The sequence below is a fragment of the Streptomyces sp. NPDC037273 genome (assembly GCF_055603625.1).
The window spans coordinates 5,389-28,879 of record NZ_JBVJVO010000028.1; the positions used below are offsets into that span (position 1 = coordinate 5,389).

The 23,491-nt window shown below is 75.4% G+C and carries 17 protein-coding genes; 11 read left to right on the top strand and 6 right to left on the bottom strand.

Annotated elements, in window-relative coordinates; all coding sequences use genetic code 11:
* Nucleotides 1-51: 51 nt before the first annotated feature.
* Entirely contained in the window at nt 52-1,683 is a 1,632-nt protein-coding gene (locus tag ACZ7G1_RS37785; RefSeq protein ID WP_470881959.1) for a hypothetical protein, read from the bottom strand.
* A 37-nt stretch (nt 1,684-1,720) separates the two neighbouring features.
* Nucleotides 1,721-1,915: a hypothetical protein gene (locus ACZ7G1_RS37790; protein ID WP_015032212.1), complete on the bottom strand. Its 195-nt coding sequence runs from the start codon at nt 1,913-1,915 to the stop codon at nt 1,721-1,723.
* Between the two features lie 345 nt (nt 1,916-2,260).
* Between ACZ7G1_RS37790 and ACZ7G1_RS37795 the strand changes: the two genes are divergently transcribed.
* The 6 genes from ACZ7G1_RS37795 (at nt 2,261) to ACZ7G1_RS37820 (ending at nt 11,597) form a co-directional block, all read left to right on the top strand.
* Nucleotides 2,261-2,653 (top strand): ankyrin repeat domain-containing protein, encoded by a 393-nt coding sequence (locus tag ACZ7G1_RS37795; RefSeq protein WP_470881957.1) that lies wholly within the window; start codon nt 2,261-2,263, stop codon nt 2,651-2,653.
* Nucleotides 2,654-2,908: 255 nt separating this feature from the next.
* A complete protein-coding gene (locus ACZ7G1_RS37800) occupies nt 2,909-4,324 on the top strand; it encodes a HEAT repeat domain-containing protein (RefSeq protein WP_470881955.1) in 1,416 nt (471 codons plus the stop codon).
* Nucleotides 4,325-4,625: 301 nt separating this feature from the next.
* Nucleotides 4,626-5,747 carry a glycosyltransferase family 4 protein gene (locus ACZ7G1_RS37805; RefSeq protein WP_470881954.1) on the top strand — a complete coding sequence of 374 codons (1,122 nt, stop codon included), beginning with the start codon at nt 4,626-4,628 and terminating at the stop codon, nt 5,745-5,747.
* A 200-nt stretch (nt 5,748-5,947) separates the two neighbouring features.
* Nucleotides 5,948-7,093 carry a glycosyltransferase gene (locus ACZ7G1_RS37810; RefSeq protein ID WP_470881961.1) on the top strand — a complete coding sequence of 382 codons (1,146 nt, stop codon included), beginning with the start codon at nt 5,948-5,950 and terminating at the stop codon, nt 7,091-7,093.
* Complete coding sequence (locus ACZ7G1_RS37815) at nt 7,090-8,001, top strand: SGNH/GDSL hydrolase family protein (RefSeq protein ID WP_470881953.1); 912 nt, start codon at nt 7,090-7,092, stop codon at nt 7,999-8,001. Before ACZ7G1_RS37810 ends, ACZ7G1_RS37815 begins: the two co-directional genes overlap by 4 nt.
* Entirely contained in the window at nt 7,998-11,597 is a 3,600-nt protein-coding gene (locus ACZ7G1_RS37820; RefSeq protein ID WP_470881952.1) for a hydantoinase B/oxoprolinase family protein, read from the top strand. The genes ACZ7G1_RS37815 and ACZ7G1_RS37820 overlap by 4 nt, the downstream gene beginning before the upstream one ends.
* A gap of 37 nt (nt 11,598-11,634) precedes the next feature.
* Here the strand turns inward: ACZ7G1_RS37820 and ACZ7G1_RS37825 are convergent, their stop codons facing one another.
* The 3 genes from ACZ7G1_RS37825 to ACZ7G1_RS37835 are packed head-to-tail and all read right to left on the bottom strand — an operon-like array spanning nt 11,635 to nt 13,942.
* Nucleotides 11,635-12,498, bottom strand: coding sequence for a 5-oxoprolinase subunit C family protein (locus ACZ7G1_RS37825; protein WP_470881950.1), 864 nt, complete (start codon nt 12,496-12,498; stop codon nt 11,635-11,637).
* Nucleotides 12,495-13,181: a 5-oxoprolinase subunit PxpB gene (gene pxpB, locus ACZ7G1_RS37830; protein ID WP_470881948.1), complete on the bottom strand. Its 687-nt coding sequence runs from the start codon at nt 13,179-13,181 to the stop codon at nt 12,495-12,497. The genes ACZ7G1_RS37825 and pxpB overlap by 4 nt, the downstream gene beginning before the upstream one ends.
* Entirely contained in the window at nt 13,178-13,942 is a 765-nt protein-coding gene (locus ACZ7G1_RS37835; protein ID WP_470881946.1) for a LamB/YcsF family protein, read from the bottom strand. Before ACZ7G1_RS37835 ends, pxpB begins: the two co-directional genes overlap by 4 nt.
* Nucleotides 13,943-14,076: 134 nt before the next feature.
* Here ACZ7G1_RS37835 and ACZ7G1_RS37840 point away from each other — a divergent pair, with 134 nt between their 5' ends.
* The 5 genes from ACZ7G1_RS37840 to ACZ7G1_RS37860 all read left to right on the top strand — a co-directional run bounded on the left by ACZ7G1_RS37840 (nt 14,077) and on the right by ACZ7G1_RS37860 (nt 22,672).
* On the top strand, nt 14,077-14,787 hold the full coding sequence (locus tag ACZ7G1_RS37840) for a GntR family transcriptional regulator (RefSeq protein WP_470881945.1): 711 nt from the start codon (nt 14,077-14,079) through the stop codon (nt 14,785-14,787).
* 111 nt (nt 14,788-14,898) lie between these two features.
* Nucleotides 14,899-16,443, top strand: a complete 1,545-nt coding sequence (locus tag ACZ7G1_RS37845; RefSeq protein ID WP_470881943.1) for a hypothetical protein — start codon at nt 14,899-14,901, stop codon at nt 16,441-16,443.
* A complete protein-coding gene (locus ACZ7G1_RS37850; protein ID WP_470881941.1) occupies nt 16,440-17,036 on the top strand; it encodes a hypothetical protein in 597 nt (198 codons plus the stop codon). The genes ACZ7G1_RS37845 and ACZ7G1_RS37850 overlap by 4 nt, the downstream gene beginning before the upstream one ends.
* Nucleotides 17,033-17,947: a hypothetical protein gene (locus tag ACZ7G1_RS37855; protein WP_470881940.1), complete on the top strand. Its 915-nt coding sequence runs from the start codon at nt 17,033-17,035 to the stop codon at nt 17,945-17,947. The genes ACZ7G1_RS37850 and ACZ7G1_RS37855 overlap by 4 nt, the downstream gene beginning before the upstream one ends.
* A 39-nt stretch (nt 17,948-17,986) precedes the next feature.
* On the top strand, nt 17,987-22,672 hold the full coding sequence (locus tag ACZ7G1_RS37860) for a hypothetical protein (RefSeq protein WP_470881938.1): 4,686 nt from the start codon (nt 17,987-17,989) through the stop codon (nt 22,670-22,672).
* A gap of 154 nt (nt 22,673-22,826) precedes the next feature.
* On the opposite strand, the gene ACZ7G1_RS37865 is transcribed toward ACZ7G1_RS37860, so the two are convergent.
* A complete protein-coding gene (locus tag ACZ7G1_RS37865) occupies nt 22,827-23,195 on the bottom strand; it encodes a hypothetical protein (protein WP_470881937.1) in 369 nt (122 codons plus the stop codon).
* Nucleotides 23,196-23,491: the final 296 nt, after the last annotated feature.

Below are 23,491 nucleotides of genomic sequence, written 5' to 3' on the forward strand. Positions count from 1 at the left end.
AGGCCGGTACGGACCTGGGGTCCGTACCGGCCTCTCCTCGTCACGGGCCGCTCAGCCCTCCGCGGGGACGGGGGCGTGCAGCGGTGCCGGGCCCGGGTCGGCCGCCGCGCGGGGCGCCGGGGCCGGGTCGGCGTTCGGGACCGTCTCGACGAGCGGGACCGTCTCGACGACGGCGGCCGTGCGGCGCTCGGGGAGCAGGTCGAGGACCGCCTTGCGGTGGGCCTCGCTCGTCGCGTCGTCGTACGGGTCGGGTGTCGCCGGCACCTGGAGGCGCAGGACCGGGCCCGTGCCCAGGCGGGCGTAGCCCCGGCCGGGCGGGACCTCGGGCGTGGGGGTGGTGTGCGGAGCGGCGCCGAGGACGGCGGCGATCTGCTCCGGCGCGGCGGGGCCGAGGACGATCCGGGCCCTGGTGTGGGTCCGTACCGCCTCGCTCAGGGTGTCCGTGCTGTCGAACTGCTCGGCCACCACCACCGTGACCTGTGCCGCCCGCCCGTGCCGCAGCGGGACCTGGAGCAGCTCCTGCGGGTCGGGGCGGCCGTCGGCGGCGGCCAGGTGGCCCAGGACGCTCGGCCGGTCGAGGAGGATCCACAGCGGCCGCCGGGTGTCCTCGGGCGCCGGGTGGCCCGCCTGCCGGGCCCGGTTCGCGGCGATCAGCCGCCGCTCGGTCTCGTGCGCCGCCCATTCGAGGCTGGCCAGGGACCCGGCGAGCCCGCACTCGACGGCGAGGACGCCGTCGCGGCCGGTGAGGCAGGCGTACTCGCCGGTGCCGGCGCCCTCGACGATCAGCACGTCGCCGTGCGGGAGCGCCTGGAGCGCGATCGAGCGGAGCAGGGAGGTGGTGCCGCTGCCGGGCTGGCCGACCACGAGCAGGTGCGGCTCGGTGGAGCGGGGGCCGGTGCGCCAGACGACGGCGGGCGCGTCCTCCGTGCCGTCGGCGGCGACCACGGGCACGGTCCGCTGCACGGCGTCCGCGTCGGTGAAGCCGAGCACGGTCTCGCCGGGCACGGTGACGAAGCGCTGGGCGGCGATGGTGGTGGGCAGGGCGGGCAGCACGCTCATGACGAGCCGGTTGCCCTCCTCGTCCCAGTCGAAGCGGTACTCGCGGCCGCGCCCGGACTTGGCGTGCAGCAGCTGCTCGATGCGGGCGCGCGCGGCCGGCTCGCCGTCGGTGAAGTACGGCGGGTACGCGATTCGCAGCCGGGTGATCCGCCCGTCCTCGTCGAAGGCGTACTCCCCGAAGGCGCCGCTCCATTCGCCGCCGTGGGCGAAGAGCGGGGAGGGGTCGTCGGGGACGGAGAAGTACGGCACGAGGGCCTCGTACAGGCCCTTGAGGCGGGCGAGCTCGGCATCGTCGGGCCCGGTCTTGACGACCGGGCGTTCCCGTCCCTTCCACGCGGCCGCGCCCATGAGCGTGACGAGGGCGAGGAGCGGCCCGTACGGCATGAGGGCGACGACCAGGACGCAGGCCGCGACCAGGAGCAGCGTGGGACCACGCCGTTCCTTGGGGGTCGCGGCCCACTTGGCGCGCGCGGTCGCGGCCAGCTTCCGCAGACCACGGGAGACCGTGATCAGTGGATGGAGCACGTCGGTGGCGCTGTCGGCGGCCGTGCGCGCGATCTCTCGACTGCGAGCGATCTGTGCGCTGCCGCTGCTCAGAATGCGGGGGAGTGGTCGCCGGGCCACGAAGTACTCCTGAGGTGGTGGAAGGGACGGAAGGGCGTCAGAACTTGATCCCGCCCAGCAGGCCGGCGAGGCTCTGCCCGCCCGCCGTGATGCTCGGGGCGATGGCGGTGCCCGCGAGGTAGAAGCCGAACAGCGCGCTGACGAGGGCGTGCGAGGCCTTCATCCCGTCCTTCTTGAAGAACAGGAAGCAGATGATGCCGAGCAGGACGACGCCTGAGATGGACAGGATCATTGGGTGTTCTCCTGGTTGAGGGGACAGTCACCATGAGTCCTTCCAAGTTCACAGCAAGTATCTATGTGACTAAAGGTGCATACGGGTGAAAAACTGGTGTTTTCACTTGACCGGCCGACGCCCGGTGCTTCTCCGGGTGGCGAAACGGCCGGGGTGCGCTAGAGGGGGTCCCGGCGATCCGGCCGGGTGCGGGCTGCGGTGATCTTTGCCGTGGACGGGCGCGGTCATGTCACCGAAAGGCCAGTACCCTGTCGATTCACTCGTACGGCGGCGCTTGCCGTGCGCGGGTCGGCACCGTGCTCCCGCGCGGCGGCGTCAACACAGCAGGAGAGGCGGTCCCATCCCATGAGCGAGACTCCGGACCCCGAGGTCATCGAGCTGGCGTCCAAGGTCTTCGACCTCGCGCGCACCGGGGACGCCGACGCCCTGGCCGCCTACGTGGACGCGGGCGTGCCCGCGAACCTCACCAACGGCAAGGGCGACTCCCTCGTCATGCTCGCCGCCTACCACGGCCACGCCGCCGCGGTCTCCGCCCTCCTGGAGCGCGGCGCCGACGCCGACCGTGCCAACGACCGCGGCCAGACCCCGCTCGCCGGTGCCGTCTTCAAGGGCGAGGAGACGGTGATCCGCGCGCTCCTCGCCGGCGGCGCAAATCCGGAAGCCGGGACTCCGTCCGCCGTCGACACCGCCCGCATGTTCGGCAAGGCAGAACTCCTGGAGCTCTTCGGAGTCAGGTGAACGGGCACTGAACCCCAGGTGAGAGCGGCATCGTAAATGTGGTCGCGGCGGCGAAATGGGTGGGTCATCATGACGTCGGGCCCGGCAAATCGGGCCACCGACGAGAGGCAGAGGAAGATGATCACTGGCAAGCGCAGGACGACGAGCGGCCCGACATGTCGCCGCACGGCCTAGGCGTACCGAGATGTACCGCCTGACCCGGGTCATCCCGGAACCCCCCGGTCGTGTCGACAGCTTGATGTGAGGCGTCTTCCCATGTTCGATCCAGTCATAGCGCCGAGCGGCACCCTGCTCGGCCTGCTGCAGCGGGGCCGTGGCGACGGCACCCTGCACGCGCTCGCCGCGCCACGCGCCGAGGCCCTCGCGGCCCTGAACCACTGCGTTCTCGACGACCCCCGCCACGACTGGCAGGTCGAGAACCGCTCCCTCTACTACGCCCGTCTCTACCTGGACCTCCACGGAGGCCTCGAAGAGATCCAGGCGCACCTCTTCAGTGCCGAGGACCACCTCGACACCGACGACTCCCGGACCGGGCTCGCGCTCGCCGTCCTCGGACACCTCGCCTCCTACGGACGCCAGGACGCCCTGCACCTGCTCAGGCGGTACGCGGCGACCGGCACCAACTGGGCCTGGGCCCTGGACGAGCTGGCCCTCCGCGACGACGACGCCGGACTCCGCGCGCTCGCCCTGCCCGTACTGGCCCGCTTCCCGGCCGGCCCGGAAGGCGACGCCGAACTGGCCACCACCATCCGTGACGCCTACGAGCCGCGCCCCTGGCGCCTGTGGGCCGAGGACCAGCGCGACGCCGTCGGCGCCAGGGTCAGGGCCGCCCAGGAACAGGGCTCCTTCGACCGCTGGCAGCGCCAGATGAGCTCGACCGGACCCCGCCCCGGGTGGAGCGTCCGAGCCGTCCTCGACTGGGCACAGGAGGGATACGAGCGCGGCGCCGTCCTCGACGGCCCCGCTGCCCGCTGCCTCGCCGCGGTCGCGGGACCCGAGGACCGGCCCGAGATCCTCGCCGCCGCCCGCGCCGGCGCCCCGGGAGCGCGGGGCGCCGCCCTGCACCACCTCGCCGCGTCACAGGACCCCGCCGTCCTCGACCTCGTCGAGGCCGCCGCCGACGGGGACTCCACCTCCGTCGCCGAATCCGCCGTCGCCGCCTACCGGCGCATGTGCGGCGAGGACGCGGTCGCCCGCGCCCGCGCCTGGGTCCGGCGCACCGACGCCCTCGGTGCCGCCGCCGCCGAGGTCCTCGCCTGCCGCGGTGCCACCCAGGACGCCACCCTCGTCCTCGGCGCCCTGCGCCGGACCGTACGATCCGCCGGACCCGACGCACCCGAGCTCGCCGTCCTCGTCGACGGCACCGGCCGCCTCGGCATCGCCTGCGCCGCCCCCGTGCTGCGCCACGTCTACCGCGAGACCGCCTCCTCCCAGCTGCGCGGCCGCACCGCCCGTGCCCTCGCCGCCACCGACCCCACCTTCGCGACCGGCTTCGCCGTCGAATGCCTCTGGGACTGCGAGGAGACCACCCGCGAGGTCGCGGCCCAGCACGCCGAGACCGGTGACGTGCGCGTCGCCGAGCGATTGCGCCGCCTCGCCGCAGACCCGGCCGAAGAAGCCGAGGTGCAGACGGCGGTCCGCAACCGGATAGGGCCCGACCTCCAGGTCTGACCCCCGTTCCGGGTGAGCGACAGATCCGGCCAACCCCTCCCGGCCCGACCCCGCACACCCCGAACCTCCCGCCACCCGGCCCCGGGGCGGCGCGGCCCGCGGCGGAGAACCCGCCGATCGCGGCCCCGCCCCGGGGGGCGGTGACGCATGACGGCCCCCGGCGGCTCCTGCCGGCCTCGATGCCCCGAGCGCCCCGGCCCGTCCTGGGCCGTGGGCCCCGGCGGGAAACGCTCACGGGACGTTCCCTCGCCGTCCAGATCGACGTCGGCGGGTACACGCCAAGTGCGACGACAACACCCGTATGCGTGTCGTCATCGTCACCGAATCCTTCCCTCCCGACGTCAACGGAGTGGCGCACTGCGCCCTGCAGACCGCGCGCCACCTCGTCCGGCGGGGCCACGCCCCGCTCGTCATCGCCCCCGCCGTCGCCGACCCGGCGGCCGACGCCGACGTGCCCTGCGCCGTCGTCCGGGTGCCCTCCCTGCCCCTGCCCGGCTATCCGCAGGTACGCGTCGCCCTGCCGAGCCGCCGGGTCGCCGCCGCCATCGCGGCGCACCGGGCCGACATCGTCCACCTCGCCGGGCCCTTCGTCCTCGGAGTGCGCGGCATGACGGCCGCGACCCGGCTCGGCATCCCCGCCGTCGCCGTCTACCAGACCGATCTCGCCGGCTACGCGCGCACGTACGTGGGCGCCGGCGAGGGCGCGGCCTGGCGACGCCTGCGGGCCGTGCACGGCGCCGCCGACCGCACCCTCGCCCCCTCGTCCGCCGCCCTCCGCGACCTGGAACACCACGGCATCGGACGCGTCCGGCTCTGGGGGCGCGGGGTGGACACCGGCCGCTTCCGCCCCGAACTGCGCGACCCCGCCCTGCGCCAAGAGCTCGCCCCCGGCGGGGAGCTCCTCGTCGGATACGTGGGCCGGCTCGCCCCCGAGAAGCGGGTGGACCTCCTCTCCGGCGTGTGCGCGCTGCCCGGTGTGCGGGTCGTGGTCGTCGGCGACGGGCCGAGTGGGCCCGCGCTCCGCACCGCGCTGCCCGGCGCCCGCTTCCTCGGCCGCCGCACCGGCGACGACCTCGCCCGGATCTTCGCCTCGCTCGACGTCTTCGCCCACACCGGTCCGTACGAGACCTTCTGCCAGACCGTCCAGGAGGCCATGGCGAGCGGCGTCCCCGTCATCGCCCCGGCCGCCGGCGGACCCCTCGACCTGGTCGACCACGGCCGGACCGGGCTCCTCGTACCGCCGGGCGACCCGGACGCGCTCCGGGACGCCGTCGCCTCCCTCGCCGCCGCGCCGGAGCGCCGCGCCGCCTTCGGGCTCAGCGGCCGGTCCTCCGTCGCGGGCCGCACCTGGGAGGCCCTCGGCGACGAACTGATCGGGCACTACCTGGAGGTCCTGCGGGAGCGGACGGCGGTGGCGGCGTGAGCGGCGTGAGCGGTCTCGGTGGAGTGGGCGGTCTCGGTGGGGTGGGCGGTCTCGGTGGGGTGGGCGGTCTCGGTGGGGTGGGCGGCTTGCGTACGGAGGGCGGTGACCGTGCCGTCGGCGGTGGCGCCGTTCCGCGGGGCGCCGATGGCAGGGGCGCCGATCGCCGGGGCGGCGGTCGCGCCCCGGGAGGCGGGCTCAGGATCGTGCGGCTCGCCAACTTCGTCACGCCCACGTCGGGCGGCCTCCGCACCGCCCTGGACCGGCTGGGGCGCGGATACCTGGAGGCCGGGCACGAGCCGGTCCTCGTCGTCCCCGGCGACGTCGCGAGCGACCACCACACCGAACAGGGCCGGATCGTCACCCTGCCGGGGCCCGTCCTGCCCGGCACCGGCGGCTACCGGGTCCTCGCCGACCGGCGGCGGGTCCGCCGGCTCCTCGACGAGCTCGCCCCCGACCGGATCGAGGTCTCGGACCGTACGACCCTGCGCTGGACGGGGGAGTGGGCGCGACGCGCCCGCGTACCGGCGGTCATGGTCTCCCACGAGACCGCGGACGGGGTGTTGCGGACCTGGGGCGTGCCGCCCGCCCTCGCGGCCCGGGCGGCCGACCGGCTCAACCGCCGTACGGCGTGGGCCTTCGCGCGGATCGTCTGCACGACGGAATGGGCGGAGCGCGAGTTCGTACGGATCGGGGCCCGCAACGTCGTACGGGCTCCGCTCGGCGTCGACCTGGAGCGCTGCCGGCCCGGCCGCCGCAGCACCGTGCTGCGCGCCCGGTACGCGGACGGGCAGCGGGTGCTCCTCCTGATGTGCTCGCGCCTCTCCGTCGAGAAGCGGCCCGGCACGGCCCTTGACGCCCTGGAGGAGCTGCGGAAGGCGGGCGTCGCGGCGGCGCTCGTGGTCGCGGGCGACGGGCCGCTGCGGGGGGCCCTGGAGCGGCGGGCGCGCGAACGGCGCCTCCCGGTGCGGTTCCTGGGGCACGTCGCCGACCGGGAGGCCCTGGCGGACCTCCAGGCGGCCGCCGACGTGTGCCTGGCGCCGGGGCCCGCCGAAACGTTCGGTCTCTCCGCCCTCGAAGCCCTCGCCTGCGGCACCCCGGTCGTCGCCAGCGCCTCCTCCGCCCTCCCCGAGGTCCTCGGCACCGCCGGCGCCTCCGCGGCCGACACCCCCGCCTCCTTCGCCGCCGCCGTCCGGGGCCTCCTCGCCACCCCGGAACCCGACCGCCGCCACACCGCACGCGCGCGTGCCGAAGCCTTCTCCTGGGACCGCTCCGTCGCCGCCTTCCTCCACGCCCACGACGCCCTCCCCGCCCCCGGCCCCCGGCGCTCCGAGGAGACCCGCCGATGACGGAGACCACGACGGCGGCCGCCCGGCCCGCGGCGGGGGTGCCCTCCGGCACCGCGACCCCCACCCCCGGCGGACCCCTCAGGTTCGCGGTGCTCGGCGACTCCTTCAGCGAGGGCGTCGGCGACCGGGTGGCCGGGGCATGGCGGGGGTGGGCGGCGCTCCTCGCGGAGGGGCTCGCGGACGAGGAGCGGGGGACGGAGCTGCTGAACCTCGCCGTCAGCGGGGCCCTGACGGGTGACGTCGCCCACGGGCAGGCTCCCCGGGCGCTGGCGTTCCGGCCGCATCTCGCCTCCGTCGTGGTCGGCGTGAACGACACCCTGCGCCGCGGCTTCGACATCGCGCTGGTCGCCGGCCGGCTCGACCGGGTGTGCGCCGAGCTCGACGCCGTCGGAGCCGTACTCCTGACCGCGTGTCTGCCCGACCCGGGCCGGATGCTCGGGCTGCCCCCGCCGCTGGCGCGCCCGCTGGCCAGGCGGCAGCGGTGCGTCAACGCGGTCGTGCACGCGCTCTCGGACCGGTACGGAGCCGTGCACCTGCACCTCGCCGAGCCGGTGTGGACCGAGGACCGGGCGCTGTGGAGCGCGGACCGGCTGCATCCGGGCGAGCGGGGCCACCGGGCCGTCGCGGCGGGCTTCCACCGGTTGCTCGCCGAGCGGGGGCTGGCCCGGGGCGCGGCGCCGGGGCGGGAACCGGCCGAGCCGCCGCCGAGCCGGGCGGAGGCGCTGTTCTGGCTCGCGACGGCGGGCACCGGGTGGGTGCTGCGGCGCAGCCGTGACCTGCTGCCGCAGCTGGCGCTGCTCGCGGGTACGGAGCTGTGGCACTGGGCCGACGGTTCGGGAACCGGGCCGCTCGACGCGCGCGCGGAAGCCGACCTCGCGGCGGCGCTCGCGGCGACAATGGGGGGATGAGCGGGCGCTGGGAGTTCTGGATCGACCGGGGCGGCACCTTCACCGACATCGTGGGGCGGCGGCCCGACGGCCGGCTCGTCACCCGCAAGCTGCTCTCCCACGACCCGGCGCGGCCGCAGGACGCCGCCGTCGCCGGCATCCGTCTCCTGCTGGGCCTGGAGCCCGGCGAGCCGGTGCCCGCCGACCGGGTGGCCGTCGTCAAGATGGGCACCACGGTCGCCACGAACGCGCTCCTTGAACGACGCGGGGAACCCACGGTCCTGCTCGTCACCGAGGGCTTCCGTGACGCCCTGCGCATCGCGTACCAGAACCGGCCCCGGCTCTTCGACCGCCGGATCGTGCTGCCCGAGCCGGTCCACGCGCGCGTGGTCGAGGTTCCCGAGCGGGTCGACGCCCACGGGGCGGTCGTCCGCCCCCTGGACGAGCCCGCCGTCGCCGGGGCGCTCGCCGCGGCCCACCGGGAGGGGTTCAGCTCCGCCGCCGTGGTCCTCCTGCACGGCTACCGCCATCCCGAGCACGAGACCCGTGTCGCCGAGCTCGCCCGTGCCGCCGGGTTCACCCAGGTCAGCTGCTCGCACGAGGTCAGTCCGCTGATCAAACTGATCCCGCGTGGCGACACCACGGTCGTCGACGCCTACCTCTCGCCGATCCTGCGCCGGTACGTCGACGAGGTGGCCCGCGAACTCGCCGGGATCCGCCTCATGTTCATGCAGTCCAACGGGGGACTGCGCGAGGCCGCCCACTTCCGGGGCAAGGACGCCGTCCTTTCCGGCCCCGCCGGTGGTGTCGTCGGCATGGTCCGTACGTCGGCGGCGGCGGGATACGACCGGGTCATCGGCTTCGACATGGGCGGCACCTCCACGGATGTGTCGCACTACGCCGGGACCTTCGAGCGTGAACTCGGTACACAGGTCGCCGGGGTGCGGATGCGGGCCCCGATGATGAGCATCCACACCGTCGCGGCGGGCGGCGGCTCCGTCCTCCACTACGACGGCCGCCGCTTCCGGGTGGGGCCCGACTCGGCCGGAGCCGTCCCGGGGCCCGCCTGCTACCGGCGCGGCGGGCCGCTCACCGTCACCGACGCCAACGTCATGCTCGGCCGCGTGCAGCCCGGCCACTTCCCCGCCGTGTTCGGCGACACCGGGGACCGTCCCCTGGACGCCGAGGTCGTACGAAGCCGGTTCACGGCCCTCGCGCAGGACATCGGAGACGGCCGCACCCCCGAGGACGTCGCCGCGGGCTTCCTGGAGATCGCCGTCCTCGACATGGCCAACGCCGTCAAGAAGATCTCCGTCCAGCGCGGCCACGACGTCACGCGGTACGCCCTCACCAGCTTCGGCGGTGCCGGGGGCCAGCACGCCTGTGCCGTCGCCGACGCCCTGGGCATCGACACCGTCCTCGTACCCCCGCTCGCGGGAGTCCTCTCCGCGTACGGGATCGGGCTGGCCGACGCCACCGCCATGCGCGAACGGTCCGTCGAGGCCGAGCTCGACGCCCCGGGGACCCACGCGCGCGTGACGGCGCTCTGCGACGAACTCGCGGACCTGACCCGGCAGGAGCTGCGGAGCGACGGGCTGCCCGACGCGGCGATCAGCACCCGCGCGCGCGTACTCCTGCGCTACGCCGGCACGGACGCGGGCCTGCAAGTCGACCTCGGCCCCGCCGAATTGATGAAAACCGCGTTCACAGCGGATCATCGGGCGCGGTACGCCTTCACCCTGGACCGGCCGCTCGTCGTGGAGGCCGTCACCGTGGAAGCCGTCGGCACCGCGGGCCCGCACGGCCCCGTGGCCGCCGGCACGACACGGCGGACCGGAACCCCGGAGGCCCGCACCACCGTACGGATGCACAGCGGCGGCACCGTCCACGACGCCCCGCTCCACCGGCGCGAGGACCTGCGGCCGGGCGACGGCGTGGACGGACCCGCGCTGCTCGCCGAGCCCGACGCCACGACCGTCGTCGACACCGGCTGGCGGGCCACCGCGACCGACGACGGCCACCTGCTGCTGCACCGCGTCACCCCGCGCCCCGCGCGCGTGGCCGCCGGCACCGACGTCGACCCGGTCCTCCTGGAGGTCTTCGACAACCTCTTCATGGCCATCGCCGAGCAGATGGGCGTCCGCCTGGAGAACACCGCCCAGTCGGTCAACATCAAGGAACGACTCGACTTCTCCTGCGCCCTCTTCGACGCCGACGGCAACCTCATCGCCAACGCGCCCCACATCCCCGTCCACCTCGGCTCCATGGGCGAGTCCATCAAGGAGGTCCTGCGGCGGCGCGGCGACGACCTGCGCCCCGGCGACGTGTACGCGATCAACGACCCGTACCACGGCGGCACGCACCTGCCGGACATCACCGTCGTCACCCCCGTGTTCGGCGACACGGGCGACGAACTCCGCTTCCTGGTCGCCTCCCGCGGCCACCACGCGGAGATCGGCGGCATCACCCCCGGCTCCATGCCCGCCTTCAGCCGCACCGTCGACGAGGAGGGCGTCCTCTTCGACAACTGGCTGCTCGTCAGGGACGGCCGGCTCCGCGAGGCCGAGACGCGGGACCTGCTCACCGGCGCCCGCCACCCCTCCCGCGACCCCGACACCAACCTCGCCGACCTCCGCGCCCAGATCGCCGCCAACGAGAAGGGCATCGAGGAACTGCGCCGGGCGGTCGACGAGTTCGGGCTCGACGTCGTCCAGGCCTACATGCGGCACGTCCGCGCCAACGCCGAGGAGTCCGTGCGCCGCATCGTCGCGCGCCTCCAGGACGGCTCGTACCGTTACGAGACCGACGGAGGCGCGGTCATCCAGGTGGCGGTCCGCGTGGACCGCGAACGGCGCTCCGCCGTCCTCGACTTCACCGGCACCTCACCCCAGCTGCCCGGGAACGCCAACGCGCCCACCGCCGTCGTCATGGCCGCCGTGCTGTACGTCTTCCGCACCCTCGTCGACGAGGACATCCCGCTCAACAGCGGCTGCCTCGAACCCCTGGAGATCCGCGTCCCGCCCGGCTCGATGCTCGCGCCCGTCCACCCGGCCGCCACCGTCGCCGGGAACGTCGAGACGTCCCAGGCCGTCACCGGCGCGCTCTACGCGGCACTCGGCATCCAGGCCGAGGGCTCCGGCACCATGAACAACGTCACCTTCGGCAACGCGCGCGTGCAGTACTACGAGACCGTCGCCAGCGGCTCCGGCGCCGGGGACGGCTTCGACGGCGCCGACGCCGTCCAGACACACATGACCAACTCCCGGCTCACCGACCCCGAGGTCCTGGAGTGGCGCCACCCCGTCAGGGTCGACTCCTTCGCCGTACGCGAGGACAGCGGCGGACGCGGCCGCTGGCACGGCGGCCACGGCGTGGAGCGGCGCATCCGCTTCCTGGAGCCGATGACGGTGGCCCTCCTCACCGGCCACCGCAGGGTCCCGCCCTACGGGATGGCCGGAGGCGAGCCCGGCGCCCTCGGCGAGAACCTCGTCGAACGCGCCGACGGCACGGTCGAGCACCTCGAAGGAGCCGCCACCACCGAGGTGGGCCCCGACGACGTCCTCGTCCTGCGCACCCCGGGCGGCGGAGGCTACGGCCGTCCGACCCCGGAAGCGTGACACCACACCCCGGCCCGCGTCACCCCGTCGGAACGCGTCACCGCACCGGCACGAACCGCACCGCGGTGCCCGGCACCGCCTGCGCCGCCGCGCCCAGATCCGCCTCCCGGACCACGCCGACGACCGGGTAGCCGCCGGTGGTCGGATGGTCCGCCAGGAAGACCACCGGGCGCCCGTCCGGCGGCACCTGGACCGCGCCGAGGACCATGCCCTCGCTCGGCAGCTCGCCCGTGACGGCCCGCTCCAGGGAAGGGCCTTCGAGGCGCAGCCCGATCCGGTTGCTCGCCGGGGACACCCGGTACGCGCGCGTGGCGAGGGTCCGGAGGGCCGCGGCCGTGAACCAGTCGTCGCGGGGACCGAGCCGGAGCCGCAGGACGAGTTCGTCCGGAGGGCCCGGCCACGGGGGAGTGTCGACCCGCCCCCGTACGGCGGTGTCCGCTCCCAGGGGCAAGACCGTGCCCTCGGCCAGCGGCTCGGGGCCCAGGCCGGACAGCAGGTCGGTGGAGCGGCTGCCCAGCACCGGCTCGACGTCGATGCCGCCGCCGAAGGCCACGTACGAGCGCAGTCCGCGGACGGCCGCGCCGATCTCCAGGACGGCACCGGCCGCGACCCGGACGGCGGTTCCCCAGGCCGCCGGGCGCCCGTCCACCCGGACCGGGCAGGGCGCGCCGCCCACCGCGACGGTCACCGCGCACCGGGGGCGCAGGGCGCAGCCGCTGACGGTGGTTTCCAGGACGGCCGCGGACTCCGCGTTGCCGACGAGCCGGTTGACGAGCCGGACGGCCGACGGGTCGAGGGCGCCGGAGCGGGGGACGCCGAGGTGCGCGTGGCCGGCGCGGCCCAGGTCCTGCACGGTGGTCAGGGCGCCGGCCCGCACCACGGCGACGGCACGGTCGCTCATCGTCCGCCCTCCGCCGCCGCGCGCGCCGCCCCGCCGGCCGTGACGTCCACCGCCGTGAACCGGACCCGGGTGCCGGGGGAGAGCAGCGCGGCCGGTTCCCGGGCGGTGTCCCAGAGCACGGCGTCCGTGGTGCCGATCAGCTGCCAGCCGCCGGGGGAGGAGCGGGGGTACACGCCCGTGTACGGCCCCGCGAGGGCGACCGAACCGGCCGGGACGGCGGTACGGGGAGTGGCCCGGCGCGGTATCTCGTACCGCTCGTCGAGCCCGGTCAGATAGCCGAAGCCCGGCGCGAACCCGCAGAAGGCGACCCGGAACTCGGCCGCCGTGTGGATCCGTACCGCCTCCTCGGGGGACACGCCCCAGAGCGCGGCGACCTCCGCGAGGTCGGGCCCGTCGTAGCGGACCGGCACCTCGACCGCCCCGCCCACGCGCGCGTGGAGCGGCCCGACCTCCCAGCCGGACAGCTCGGCCGCCAGCCGGTCCGGGTCCGCCACGCCGTCGAGCAGCACGGTCCGCGCGGCCGGCACGATCTCGCGCACGGCGGGCAGCTCACCGGCCGCCCGGCGGCGCAGCAGCTCGGCGTGGAAGGCCTCCGCCTCCGCGCCGCCGCCGAGCTCCACCAGGAGCGCCCGCTCGCCGACCCGGAGCGCCCGGCGTGCCGCGGGCGGCGCGGCGCCGGTCACGCGAAGGCCTCCACGCGGATGCCGGAGGCCTCAAGGCTCTCCCGGACCCGCCACGCGAGGCCGACCGCGTCCGGCGTGTCCCCGTGCAGGCACAGCGAACGGGCCCGGACGGACACCTGTGTGCCGCAGTGCGCCGTGACGACCCCCAGGCGGGCCATGGACAGGGATCGCGCCACGACCTCGGCCGGGTCGGTGACGACGGCCCCTTCGATCCCGCGCGGCAGCAGCGAGCCGTCCGCCCGGTAGGCCCGGTCGCCGAAGGCCTCCGGGACCACCGGCAGGCCGGCCGCCGCCGCGACCTCGTGCAGCTTCGAGCCCGGCAGCCCCAGGACGGGCAGGGTGCGGTCCGCGAGCCGTACGCCCTCGACGACCGCCGCGGCCTGCTCCTCGTCGCGGACCACGCGGTTGTACAGGGCGCCGTGCGGCTTCACGTACGCGACCCGCGAGCCCGCGGCCCGCGCGAAGACCTCCAGGGCGCCGATCTGGTACGCCACCTCGGCGGCGAGCTCGGCCGCCGGGACCTCCATCGGGCGCCGCCCGAAGCCGGCCAGGTCGCGGTAGGACACCTGGGCCCCGATCCGTACCCCGCGCGCGGCGGCCAGCTCGCACACCCGCCGCATGGTGGCCGCGTCGCCGGCGTGGAAGCCGCAGGCCACGTTGGCGCTGGTGACGAGGGAAAGGAGCTGTTCGTCGTCGGTCAGCGTCCAGCGGCCGAAGCCCTCGCCGAGGTCGGCGTTGAGGTCGATCGTGGCCGAGGTCATCTCCCGTGTCCCTTTCCCGAACAGATCGCGGTCGCCGTAAAAGTAGAGGATTGTTCAACGATCCAACAAGGTGTTGTGGCCCTCGTCTTTCTGCGGTTGACTCGCCCGCGGACCCGAGGAAGGGAAAGGACGCCGTGGACGCGAGGGCAGCAGCCGAAGCCGGAGGCCTGGCGGACGACCGCGCCCTGCTCGGGCGTACGAGCACGGCGCAACGGGTCGCCGACATCCTGCGCACGCGGATCGCGGAGGGCTACTTCCCCTCCGGCACGCGACTCTCCGAGGACGGCATCGCCGGCGCCCTCGGGGTGTCCCGCAACACACTCCGAGAGGCCTTCCGCCTGCTCACCCACGAGGGACTGCTCGTCCACGAGCTCAACCGGGGCGTCTTCGTCCGCGTCCTCGGCGTCGGTGACGTGGACGACATCTACCGCACCCGCCTGCTCGTCGAATGCGCCGTCGTCCGGGGCCTCGGGCAGCCCCCCTACGCCCTCGCCGCGCTCGCCGCGGCCGTCGCCGAGGGCGAGACCGCGGCCCGCGCCCGCGACTGGCAGGGCGTCGCCACCGCCAACATCCACTTCCACCGCGCGCTCGTCGCCCTCGCGGGCAGCGCCCGTACCGACGAACTGATGCGCAGCGTCCTCGCCGAGCTCCGCCTCGCCTTCCACGTCGTCGACGACGCCCGCGCCCTCCACGAGCCCTTCCTCGTACGCAACCGGGAGATCCTCGACGCCCTCAGGGACGGCCGGCGCGGCGCCGCCGAACGCCTCCTCGCCCGCTACCTCGACGACTCCCGCGCCCGCGTGACCGCCGCGTACGCCCGCGCCGTCGACGCCCCGGCCGACTGACGTCCGGGACGCCGGCGGGGCGCCTCGGCGGCCCGCACGGCCCGCTCCCCGACCCCGGTCGCATCTGCGCCGTTTCGACCGTTGTCAGTTCGAGGACCTAATCTGTCCACCGTGACTTCGCCTGCCTCGACGGACCTCGCTCCGCCCCAGCTCAGCGCGGGGCCGCGGCCCGCGCAGGGTCCGGCCGCCGACGAAGGGCTCGCGCGGCGCCTCCGCGCGCTCGCGTGCACCGCCCCGCTGCACGACCTCGACACGCGCAAGGCCAACCTGGCCGGCGAGTACACGGTCTACGCGATGGCCGAGGTCGCCCTCGCGGCGATCGACCTCATCACGCTGAACATGGACTTCGACACCGGCGCGGACCACGAGCAGATCGTCGCCCGACTGCTGCCCCGCGTCGCCGCCCAGGCCCCCACCCGCCCCGCCGCCGAGCACGAGCGCGTGGCCCGCTGGGTCCTGGAGAACCTCATCAACGTCGGCAGCGTCGACCGCGGCTTCCGCGCGGTCTACGGCACTTTCGGCACCGACGGCGTCTACGTCCGCAGGGACTACGACTTCAAGCTCATCGAGGAGGTCCCGGGGTACGGCGGCGGCGTCTACCTCCGCACCACCGACGAAGCGGTCAACGTCCTCGTCGGCGCCCTCGACACCGACGTCACCAGCGCCCAGATCGCGGCCGAGGTGAAGCTGGAGGTCCTCATCAACCGGGGCCGCCTCGCCGACGCCCAGCTCGCCGCCGAGCAGGCCCGCTACCGGACCGTGCAGTACGCCGAGACCCTCCGCAAGACCCTGGAGGCCACCCGGCGCAACGTCCGCGCGGTCGACTGGCTCAACACCGTCCCCGACATGATCGCCGAGGCGCTCGACCACGTGGCCGACCGCTACCGCCACGAGAACGCGATCCTCACCAACATCCGCAAGGCCCGCGACGAGGCCGAGGCCACCTCCGACGCCAGGACGGCCGAGCACAAGCGCCGCGCCGCCGAGCTCGTCGACATAGTCAAGGACTGCATCCGGCGCCACACCCAGCTCCAGTCGCGCCTCCTGGAAGCCGGCCCCCTCTTCCGCGCCGAGCAGGACCGCCAGGCCTTCGCCGCCCCCGCCATGTACACCGGACTCGACCTGTACGGGCAGCTCGTCGCCCCGGTCCTGCCGCTCCCCGCCGAGCAGGCCACCCGGGTCACCGACGCCTTCTTCGCCCACGGCACCGGACTGCGCACCCCCGCCTCCGTCCGCCTCGGCGACCTCGTCGACCTGCTGCTCACCCCGCCCGTGGAGCGCGAGCACCTCGGCGCGGAGATGCCCGAGCCCGACCTCATCGCCACCCCCGACGACTCCCGGTTCAGCGAGGAGCAGCTCGCGAGCGCCCAGCGCCTGCTCGACCTGGAGCACGACGCCCCGCGCCGCCTCTCCGGCCTCCTCGCCGACGCCCGCCGCCTCGACCCCGACCTCCCGTACCTCGTCGCCCTCCTCGCCGTCCATGCGGCGAGCCCCCCGGTCGGCACCGCCTACCGCCAGGGCGAGGAGCGGCTCCTCTTCGCCGTCGACGACGGCACGCCCCTCGACGACCCCGAGTTCGGCGGCGCCGACCTCATCGTCGGTACGGCCCTGCTCGACGCGGTGGGCATGGCCGCGGACCGCACGGAGGCCTCGTGACCCTCGCCCCGCAGGCCCCCACGCCCGCCACCGACCCGACCGCCCCGGTCCCGGCCGAGCCGACCGATCCGACGCCCGCGACGGACGTCCGGGCCCCCGCCGACACGCCGACCCCGGAGCCGACCGTCGCCACCGATCCGGAGCCGGCGGCCGGCCCCGCCGCAGACCCCGCCCCCACCGGCCGCACCCGACCGCGTTTCGGCACCGTTCCGCTGCCGTCCCGTGCCCCGCGCCCGGGGCGCCGGGAAATGCCCTCCGTGCGGGCCGTGCGGCTCACGGACGAGCCGCCCGTGACGGGCGAACGCACCGGCGGCCCGGCCCCCGCGGCCGTCACCCCCGTTCCGCTCCCCCTGCCGAGACCCGGCACGGAAGCCGCCCGACCCGAGACCCGCACCGACGAACCGGCACGGGCCGAGACCCGTACCGAGGAAGCGGTACCGGCCGAGACCCGTACCGAGGAAGCGGTACCGGCCGAGACCCGTACCGAGGAACCGGTGCGGAGCGAGACCCGTACCGAGGAAGCCGTACAGGCCGAAACCCGTACCACGGAAGCCGTACCGACCCAGAGCCGTACCGAGGAGCCCCAGCCGTGAGCGAAACCCACGCCGAGTACGCCGACGCGTGGAGCGAGCAGGAGCCCGCGCAGCCGCAGGCCCCCGCCGGCGGCGGTGCGAGCGCGTCCGCCGTGACTCCCGCCGACGCGGCCGACGCGGCCCGGCTCGTCTCCTTCGGGCTGCAGCCGAAGCTGCTGCCGGCCCGGGACGCCGAGTACGGCGAGCTGCTCCGCCGCTACCGCGAGGACCCCGCCTTCGCGCGCCTCGCCGACGCCGTCGCGACCGGTCTCGGCCTCGTGGTCCTGGAGGTCTCCCCGCGCGCGGGGATGGCCGTCACGGCCGGCGAGGACTCCGTCTTCGCCGTCCGCATGGGCGACTACGCGCGCCGCGCCTCCACGGACTCCGCCGACCGGTTCCTGCACGGCCTGGCCCACCTCGCGGTCGCCGCGATGGCGTTCCCCCGGCCGGAGGACCTCGCCGACGACGCGTACATCGGCCGGCTCACGGTCAACGGCGTGGACGCCTTCGTGCGCCAGGCCTGCCTGCGCCTTGAGCAGCGCGCCGAGGAGCAGGGCGAGAACACCGACCCGGCGTCCGACGCGCCCGGCCTTGAGGCGGCCTGGCGGATCTACGCCCGGCGCAGCGCCACCGGCGCCACCAAGGACGCCCGCAGGCTCGCCGGATCGACCACCGGCATCGTCGGCAAGGCGGCCGCCTTCCTCACCGACTCCGGCTTCCTCCAGCGCACCGGCGACGAGGGCGGCGGCTCCTACCGGACCACCGCCCGCTACCAGCTCCAGGTCCGCGACATGGCCGGCTCGGCCGCCATGGCCGAGCTCCTGGAACTCGGCGTCGTCCCCGTCAGCGACGGCTCCGCGACGCTCCTGCCGCCGCCCGAGGGCGACGACCTGGAGCTCGCCGCCGACGCCGGCCTGCCCTTCCACGCCTAACCCGCGCACCACCCGAACGAGACGACGAGAGTCCGCCGCATGTACGAGCTGTCCCGGGTCCGCCTCTACTCCATCGGCCCCGCCGGTGCGCGCTACGCCGACACCGTTCTGGACCTGCGCGGAGTCGGTGCCCCCGTGCCCCACCCCGCCCCCACCCAGGCGGAGTTCTTCGAGGAGGAGCCGGTCGGCCCGCCGCGCCGCCCGGCACCCGCGGGCGTGCTGTTCCTGGAGAACGGCGGCGGCAAGTCCGTCCTGCTCAAGCTGATCTTCTCGGTCATGCTCCCCGGCCACCGCAACACCCTGGGCGGCGCCAGCTCCGGCGTGCTCCGCAAGTTCCTGCTCGCCGACGACTGCGGACACGTCGCCCTGGAGTGGCAGCACACCCTCACCGGCGAACTCGTCGTCGTCGGCAAGGCCAGCGAGTGGCGCGGCCGCCAGGTCTCCAACGACCCGCGGAAGTTCGCCGAGGCCTGGTACTCCTTCCGTCCCGGCCCCGGACTCAGCCTCGACAACCTCCCCGTCGCCGAGGCGACCTCGGTCCGGCCGCCCGTCGAGGGCGCCTCCGGCGCCACCGGCCGCCGCCGCACCATGAAGGGCTTCCGCGACGCGCTCACCGACGCGGGCAAGGCGTACCCGCACCTGGACGTGGTCTGGGAGGAGATCCACGACCGCTGGAACGAGCACCTGGGCGAGCTCGGCCTCGACCCGGAACTCTTCCGCTACCAGCGCGAGATGAACGCCGACGAGGGCGAGGCCGCCGGCCTCTTCGCGGTCAAGAAGGACTCCGACTTCACCGACCTGCTGCTGCGCGCCGTCACCGACACCCGCGACACCGACGGTCTCGCGGACCTCGTCGGCGGCTTCGGCAACAAGCTGGGCCGCCGCGCCGAACTGACCGCCGAGCGCGACTTCACGGCCGGCTCCGTGGACCTCCTCGGCCGGATCGTCGAGGCCGCCGGAACCAGGTCCCACGCGCGCGACGTGCACGCGGGCGCCGAGCGGCGCACCCGTACCCTCGCCCGCCGGCTCTCCGCCCGCGCCGCCGAGGAGCGGGGCCGCGCGGCCGAGCTGGCCCAGCAGGTGACGTCCGCCGCGCACGCCGTGGACGAGGCCGAGACCGCGCGTGGCCGCAGCTCGCTGATCGCCGCAGAACTGGCGTACCGGCACGCCTCGCTCGCGCTGACCGCGGGCGAGAAGGGCGCGGCCTCCCAGCGCCGTGAACTCACCGACGCCCGCACCCTGCACTCCGCCTGGCAGGCCGCCGAGGCGGTGCTCCGCCACCGCGCAGCCGGTGACCGGTCCGCGCGCGTGGCCGCCGCCATCCGCGAGGCCGAGCGGGACGCCGCCCCGGCCCTCGCGGCCCGGGCGAAGGCCGCCGCCGATCTCGTACGGGCCCTGGCCGCCGCCGCCGAGGAGGGCGAGCGCCGCGCGGCGGAGGACGAGGAACGCTCCACCGCGCTCCAGGAGGCCGGCGAGACCGCCCACCGCGATGCCACCGCCGCCGCCACCGAGGCCCAGCGGGCCCGCAGCGAGGCCGGTCACCTGCGCCAGCGGCTCGCCGAGGTCGAGCAGGAGACCGCCGAGGCCGTACGGGCCGGCTGGCTCGACGACTCCGCGCCCGACGCCGACCCGGCCCGCGCCGCCCTCGCCGCCAGCGACGCGGAGAAGACCACCGTCGCCGCCTGGGACACGGCCCGCGAAGCCGCCCGCACGGCGGCCGACCACGCGCGCGAGGCCGCCGGCGCCGAATCCCGCGCCGAACTCGCCGCCGCCCGCGCCGCCGACGCGGCCGAGGCCGCCGGGAACGCCTACGACGCCGAGCGCCGCGCCGCCGAATCCCTCGCCTCGGAGGAACGCCTCGCCGAACTCCTGAGCCTCCCGGCCACCGGCTCCCCGCTCCCGGGCCAGCGCGCCGCCCTCGCCGCCGGTTCCGCCGACGAGGACGCCGAAGCCGAGGACACGGCCGGGGGCCCCGGCTCCGCGGCCCAGGGCCCGCTCACCGTCACCGAGTTCGACCGGTACGCCGACGAGCTCCGCGCCATGCTCGACCAGGCCGTCGGCTCCGCCGAGCGGCAGCTCTTCGACCTGCGCACCGCCGCGGCCGACGACTCCCGCATCCTCGGGGCCCTCGGCGACGGCGGACTGCTGCCGCCCGGCCCCGACGTCCTCGCCACCGTCGAGTACCTCGGCGAGCACGGCATCCCGGCCCTCCCCGGCTGGCGCTACCTCGCCCAGGCCGTCGACCCCGCCGACCACGCGCGCGTGCTCGCGGCCCGCCCCGAGCTCGTCGACGGCGTCGTGATCACCGACCCCGTCTCGTACGGACGCGCCCGCGAAGTCCTCGGTACGGCGGCCCTGCTGCCCCGTTCGGCCGTTGCCGTCGGCACCGCCGCCGCCCTGCTCGCCCCCGTGCCGTCCCGGGAGTCGGCCGAGGACACCGGCGTCTTCCTGGTCCCGCCGAACCCGGCCATGCACGACGAGCACGCGGCCGACGAGGAGCGGCACGCCCTGCGCGCCCGGGCGGCCGCGCGCGACGAGGAGATCCGTACCCTCGCCGCCCGCCTCGCCGGCGACCGCTCCCTCGCCGCCCGTATCGGCGCCTGGCGCGCCGACTGCCCGCCCGGGATGCTCGCCGAGCTCGCGTCCGTCGCCACGACCGCGCGGGAGACCGCCGAGGCCGCCGCCGCGACCCTCGAAGAGGCCCGTGCGGTGCGCGCCGCCGCCGACGAGACCGCCGCCGAGGCGGCCCAGGTCAGGGACGAGCGCCAGGAGGCCGCCCAGCGCGCCCGCCGGGCCGCCGACGCCCTCGCGGGCCTGGCGTACCGCCTGCGCGAGCGCTCCGCCTGGCAGACCAAGCTCCGCGAACTCGCCGACGACGCCGCCGAGTCCGAGGCCCGCGCCCAGACGTGCCTGGAGCGCGCCAGGGCCGCCGACGAGGACCGGCGCGCCGCCCAGCGCGCCGCCGACGACGCCCACCGCACCGCCCGCGCCCTGCGCGCCGAGCGCGCCGAGATCGCCGGTGCCCCCGACACCCTCCCCGAGGAGGACCCGGCCGCGCCCCGCATCGCGCTGCCCACCCTCCGCGAGGCCTACCGGGCCGCCTCCCAGCTGTACGAGAAGGTCGGCGTCGGCGCCGACCTGCGCGCCGAGCAGGCCCGCGCCGAGAGCGACGAGTCCGCCGCCCTCGCCGAGCTCGACCGGCTCACCAACAAGGTCCGCACCCGCGCCGAGCAGCTCCTCGAATCCACCGACGGCGCCGACGGCCCGTCCCGCCAGGCCGCCGCCGCGCGCGCCGAGGCCCTGGTCCAGATGCTGGAGACGCGGGCGTCGGAGGCGAGTGAGAAGCTCGGCAGGCTCCGTGGCGAGGCGGAGCGCCTGGCTCCGGAGGACGGCGAGGCGCACACCGAACTCCCCGAGGAGCTCGTCCCCGCCGACGCCGAGCAGGCGCAGGCCCTGCTCCGCACCGCCACCACCGAACTCGCCCTCCGCACCGACGCCCGGGAGTCGGCGCGGGCCGCCCACAGCGGCCTGCTGCGCGACCACCGGGCCGCCGAGGACGCGGCGGGCGGGTTCGACGAGACCGCCGCCCTCCTGCGCGACCTGCTCCGCGACCACGCGGACGAGGAGCGGGACGAGCCCGAGCCCTACCGGGGCACCCTGGAGGAGGCTCGTACGGTGGCCGCCGAGGCGCGCCGTTCGCTGCGCGGCCTCACCGCCGAGCTGTCCGCCGCCGACGCCGCCGTGCGCGAGGCGAGCGACATCCTGGTGCGGCATGCCAACTCCACCCGCTACGAGCAGGTCCGCACCCCTGCCCGCCAGCAGATCCGCGAGCTCCCGGCGTCCGCGCTGCCCGAGCACGCCGCCAAGTGGGCCGAGGCGTTCGCGCCCCGGCTGCGCGTCCTCACCGACGAGCTGGAGCAGCTGGAGCGCAACCGCGACTCCATCGTCGACCGGCTGCGCGGCCTCGTGGAGTCCGCCCTCGCCACCCTCCGCTCCGCGCAGCGCCTCTCCCGGCTCCCCGAGGGGCTCGGCGAGTGGTCCGGCCAGGAGTTCCTGCGGATCCGCTTCGAGGAGCCCGACCAGGCCACCCTCACGGAGCGGCTCGGCGAGGTCGTTGACGAGGCCACCCGCGCCGCCCTCAAGAAGAACTCCGACCTGCGCCGCGACGGCATGTCCCTGCTGCTGAGGGGCGTCCAGGCGGCTCTGGAGCCCAAGGGCGTCTCGGTGGAGATCCTCAAGCCGGACGCGGTGCTGCGCGCCGAGCGGGTGCCGGTCGGGCAGATGGGCGACGTCTTCTCCGGCGGCCAGCTGCTCACCGCGGCCATCGCCCTGTACTGCACGATGGCGGCGCTCCGCTCCAACGACCGGGGCCGCGACAAGCACCGGCACGCGGGCACGCTGTTCCTGGACAACCCGATCGGCCGCGCCAACGCCACGTACCTGCTCGAACTCCAGCGGGCCGTGTCGGACGCGCTCGGCGTCCAGCTGCTCTACACGACCGGCCTGTTCGACACCACGGCGCTGGCGGAGTTCCCGCTGGTGATCCGGCTGCGCAACGACGCCGACCTGCGGGCCGGCCTGAAGTACATCAGCGTCGAGGAGCACCTGCGTCCCGGCCTGCCGCAGCCCGGCGCGGAGGGGGAGTCCATCCACGGCGAGATCACGGCGACCCGGATGTTCCGCCGCCACCAGTCCGACGAGCCCACCCCGCCGACCGCCTCCTGACGGAGCCCGCGGAAGCCCGCGTACGACAGAGCGGCCCGGCCCCCCTCGGGGGACCGGGCCGCTCTCCGTCCTTCACGAACCGCAGACCTTCACGAACCGTAGGCCTTCACGATCCGCAGGCCTTCACGATCCGTGGGCCTTCACGACCGTGGGATCAGGCCGCCTCGGACAGGCGCGCCGTCTCCGACGGGCCCTCCTCGTGCCGCTCGCGGAGCGACCCGCGGGCCGCGCTGCTTGGTTCGGACACCACGCCGTTGCGCTGGCGCCACACCTGACGGGTGATCCAGACGTCCAGGACGCTCCAGGTCGCCACGACCGTCGACGCCACCGAACTGATGGTCATCGGAAACGCCAGCCAGGCCCCGGCGACCGTGCAGTAGAACGCCACGACGGCCTGGACGAGCGTCACCGAAGTGATCATCACGGCCCGTACGGCGGCGTTCCGGACCGGATCCGGCATCCGCTGCCGGCCCTTCGTGTCCTCCACCCACAACTGACGCGCGGACCGCGCCTCGTGTTCCATTGTTCCGTCACTCCCCACCACTGAAAGACCCTCAGGGTTGGCTGCCCGTTGTGAGCGCCTTTACGCGGACAGAACCCTCCCCGTACCTATTGACGCACGCCAGTGGGAAAAGGTTTCGCCCGGCCCTCGGCGAACATGCGCGGAGCCGGACCGGAACGAACACTTCCAGCCATCCGTGCCGGTGGGGGAAATGGCACGCCATCAGGTGTCCTACGCCACAGTGGCCGATCTCAACTCCCCGAATACCAGGACAAGTCATGATCAACACTCACTCGACAGGCTGAAAATCGCGTGGA

Bases quoted from the DNA above. Each gene is read 5' to 3' on its own strand.
- ACZ7G1_RS37795 (WP_470881957.1), top strand. From the start codon at position 2,261: ATGAGCGAGACTCCGGACCCCGAGGTCATCGAGCTGGCGTCCAAGGTC.
- ACZ7G1_RS37800 (WP_470881955.1), top strand. From the start codon at position 2,909: ATGTTCGATCCAGTCATAGCGCCGAGCGGCACCCTGCTCGGCCTGCTG.
- ACZ7G1_RS37860 (WP_470881938.1), top strand. From the start codon at position 17,987: ATGTACGAGCTGTCCCGGGTCCGCCTCTACTCCATCGGCCCCGCCGGT.
- ACZ7G1_RS37815 (WP_470881953.1), top strand. From the start codon at position 7,090: ATGACGGAGACCACGACGGCGGCCGCCCGGCCCGCGGCGGGGGTGCCC.
- ACZ7G1_RS37790 (WP_015032212.1), bottom strand. From the start codon at position 1,915: ATGATCCTGTCCATCTCAGGCGTCGTCCTGCTCGGCATCATCTGCTTC.
- ACZ7G1_RS37825 (WP_470881950.1), bottom strand. From the start codon at position 12,498: ATGAGCGACCGTGCCGTCGCCGTGGTGCGGGCCGGCGCCCTGACCACC.
- ACZ7G1_RS37805 (WP_470881954.1), top strand. From the start codon at position 4,626: ATGCGTGTCGTCATCGTCACCGAATCCTTCCCTCCCGACGTCAACGGA.
- ACZ7G1_RS37835 (WP_470881946.1), bottom strand. From the start codon at position 13,942: ATGACCTCGGCCACGATCGACCTCAACGCCGACCTCGGCGAGGGCTTC.
- ACZ7G1_RS37865 (WP_470881937.1), bottom strand. From the start codon at position 23,195: ATGGAACACGAGGCGCGGTCCGCGCGTCAGTTGTGGGTGGAGGACACG.
- ACZ7G1_RS37820 (WP_470881952.1), top strand. From the start codon at position 7,998: ATGAGCGGGCGCTGGGAGTTCTGGATCGACCGGGGCGGCACCTTCACC.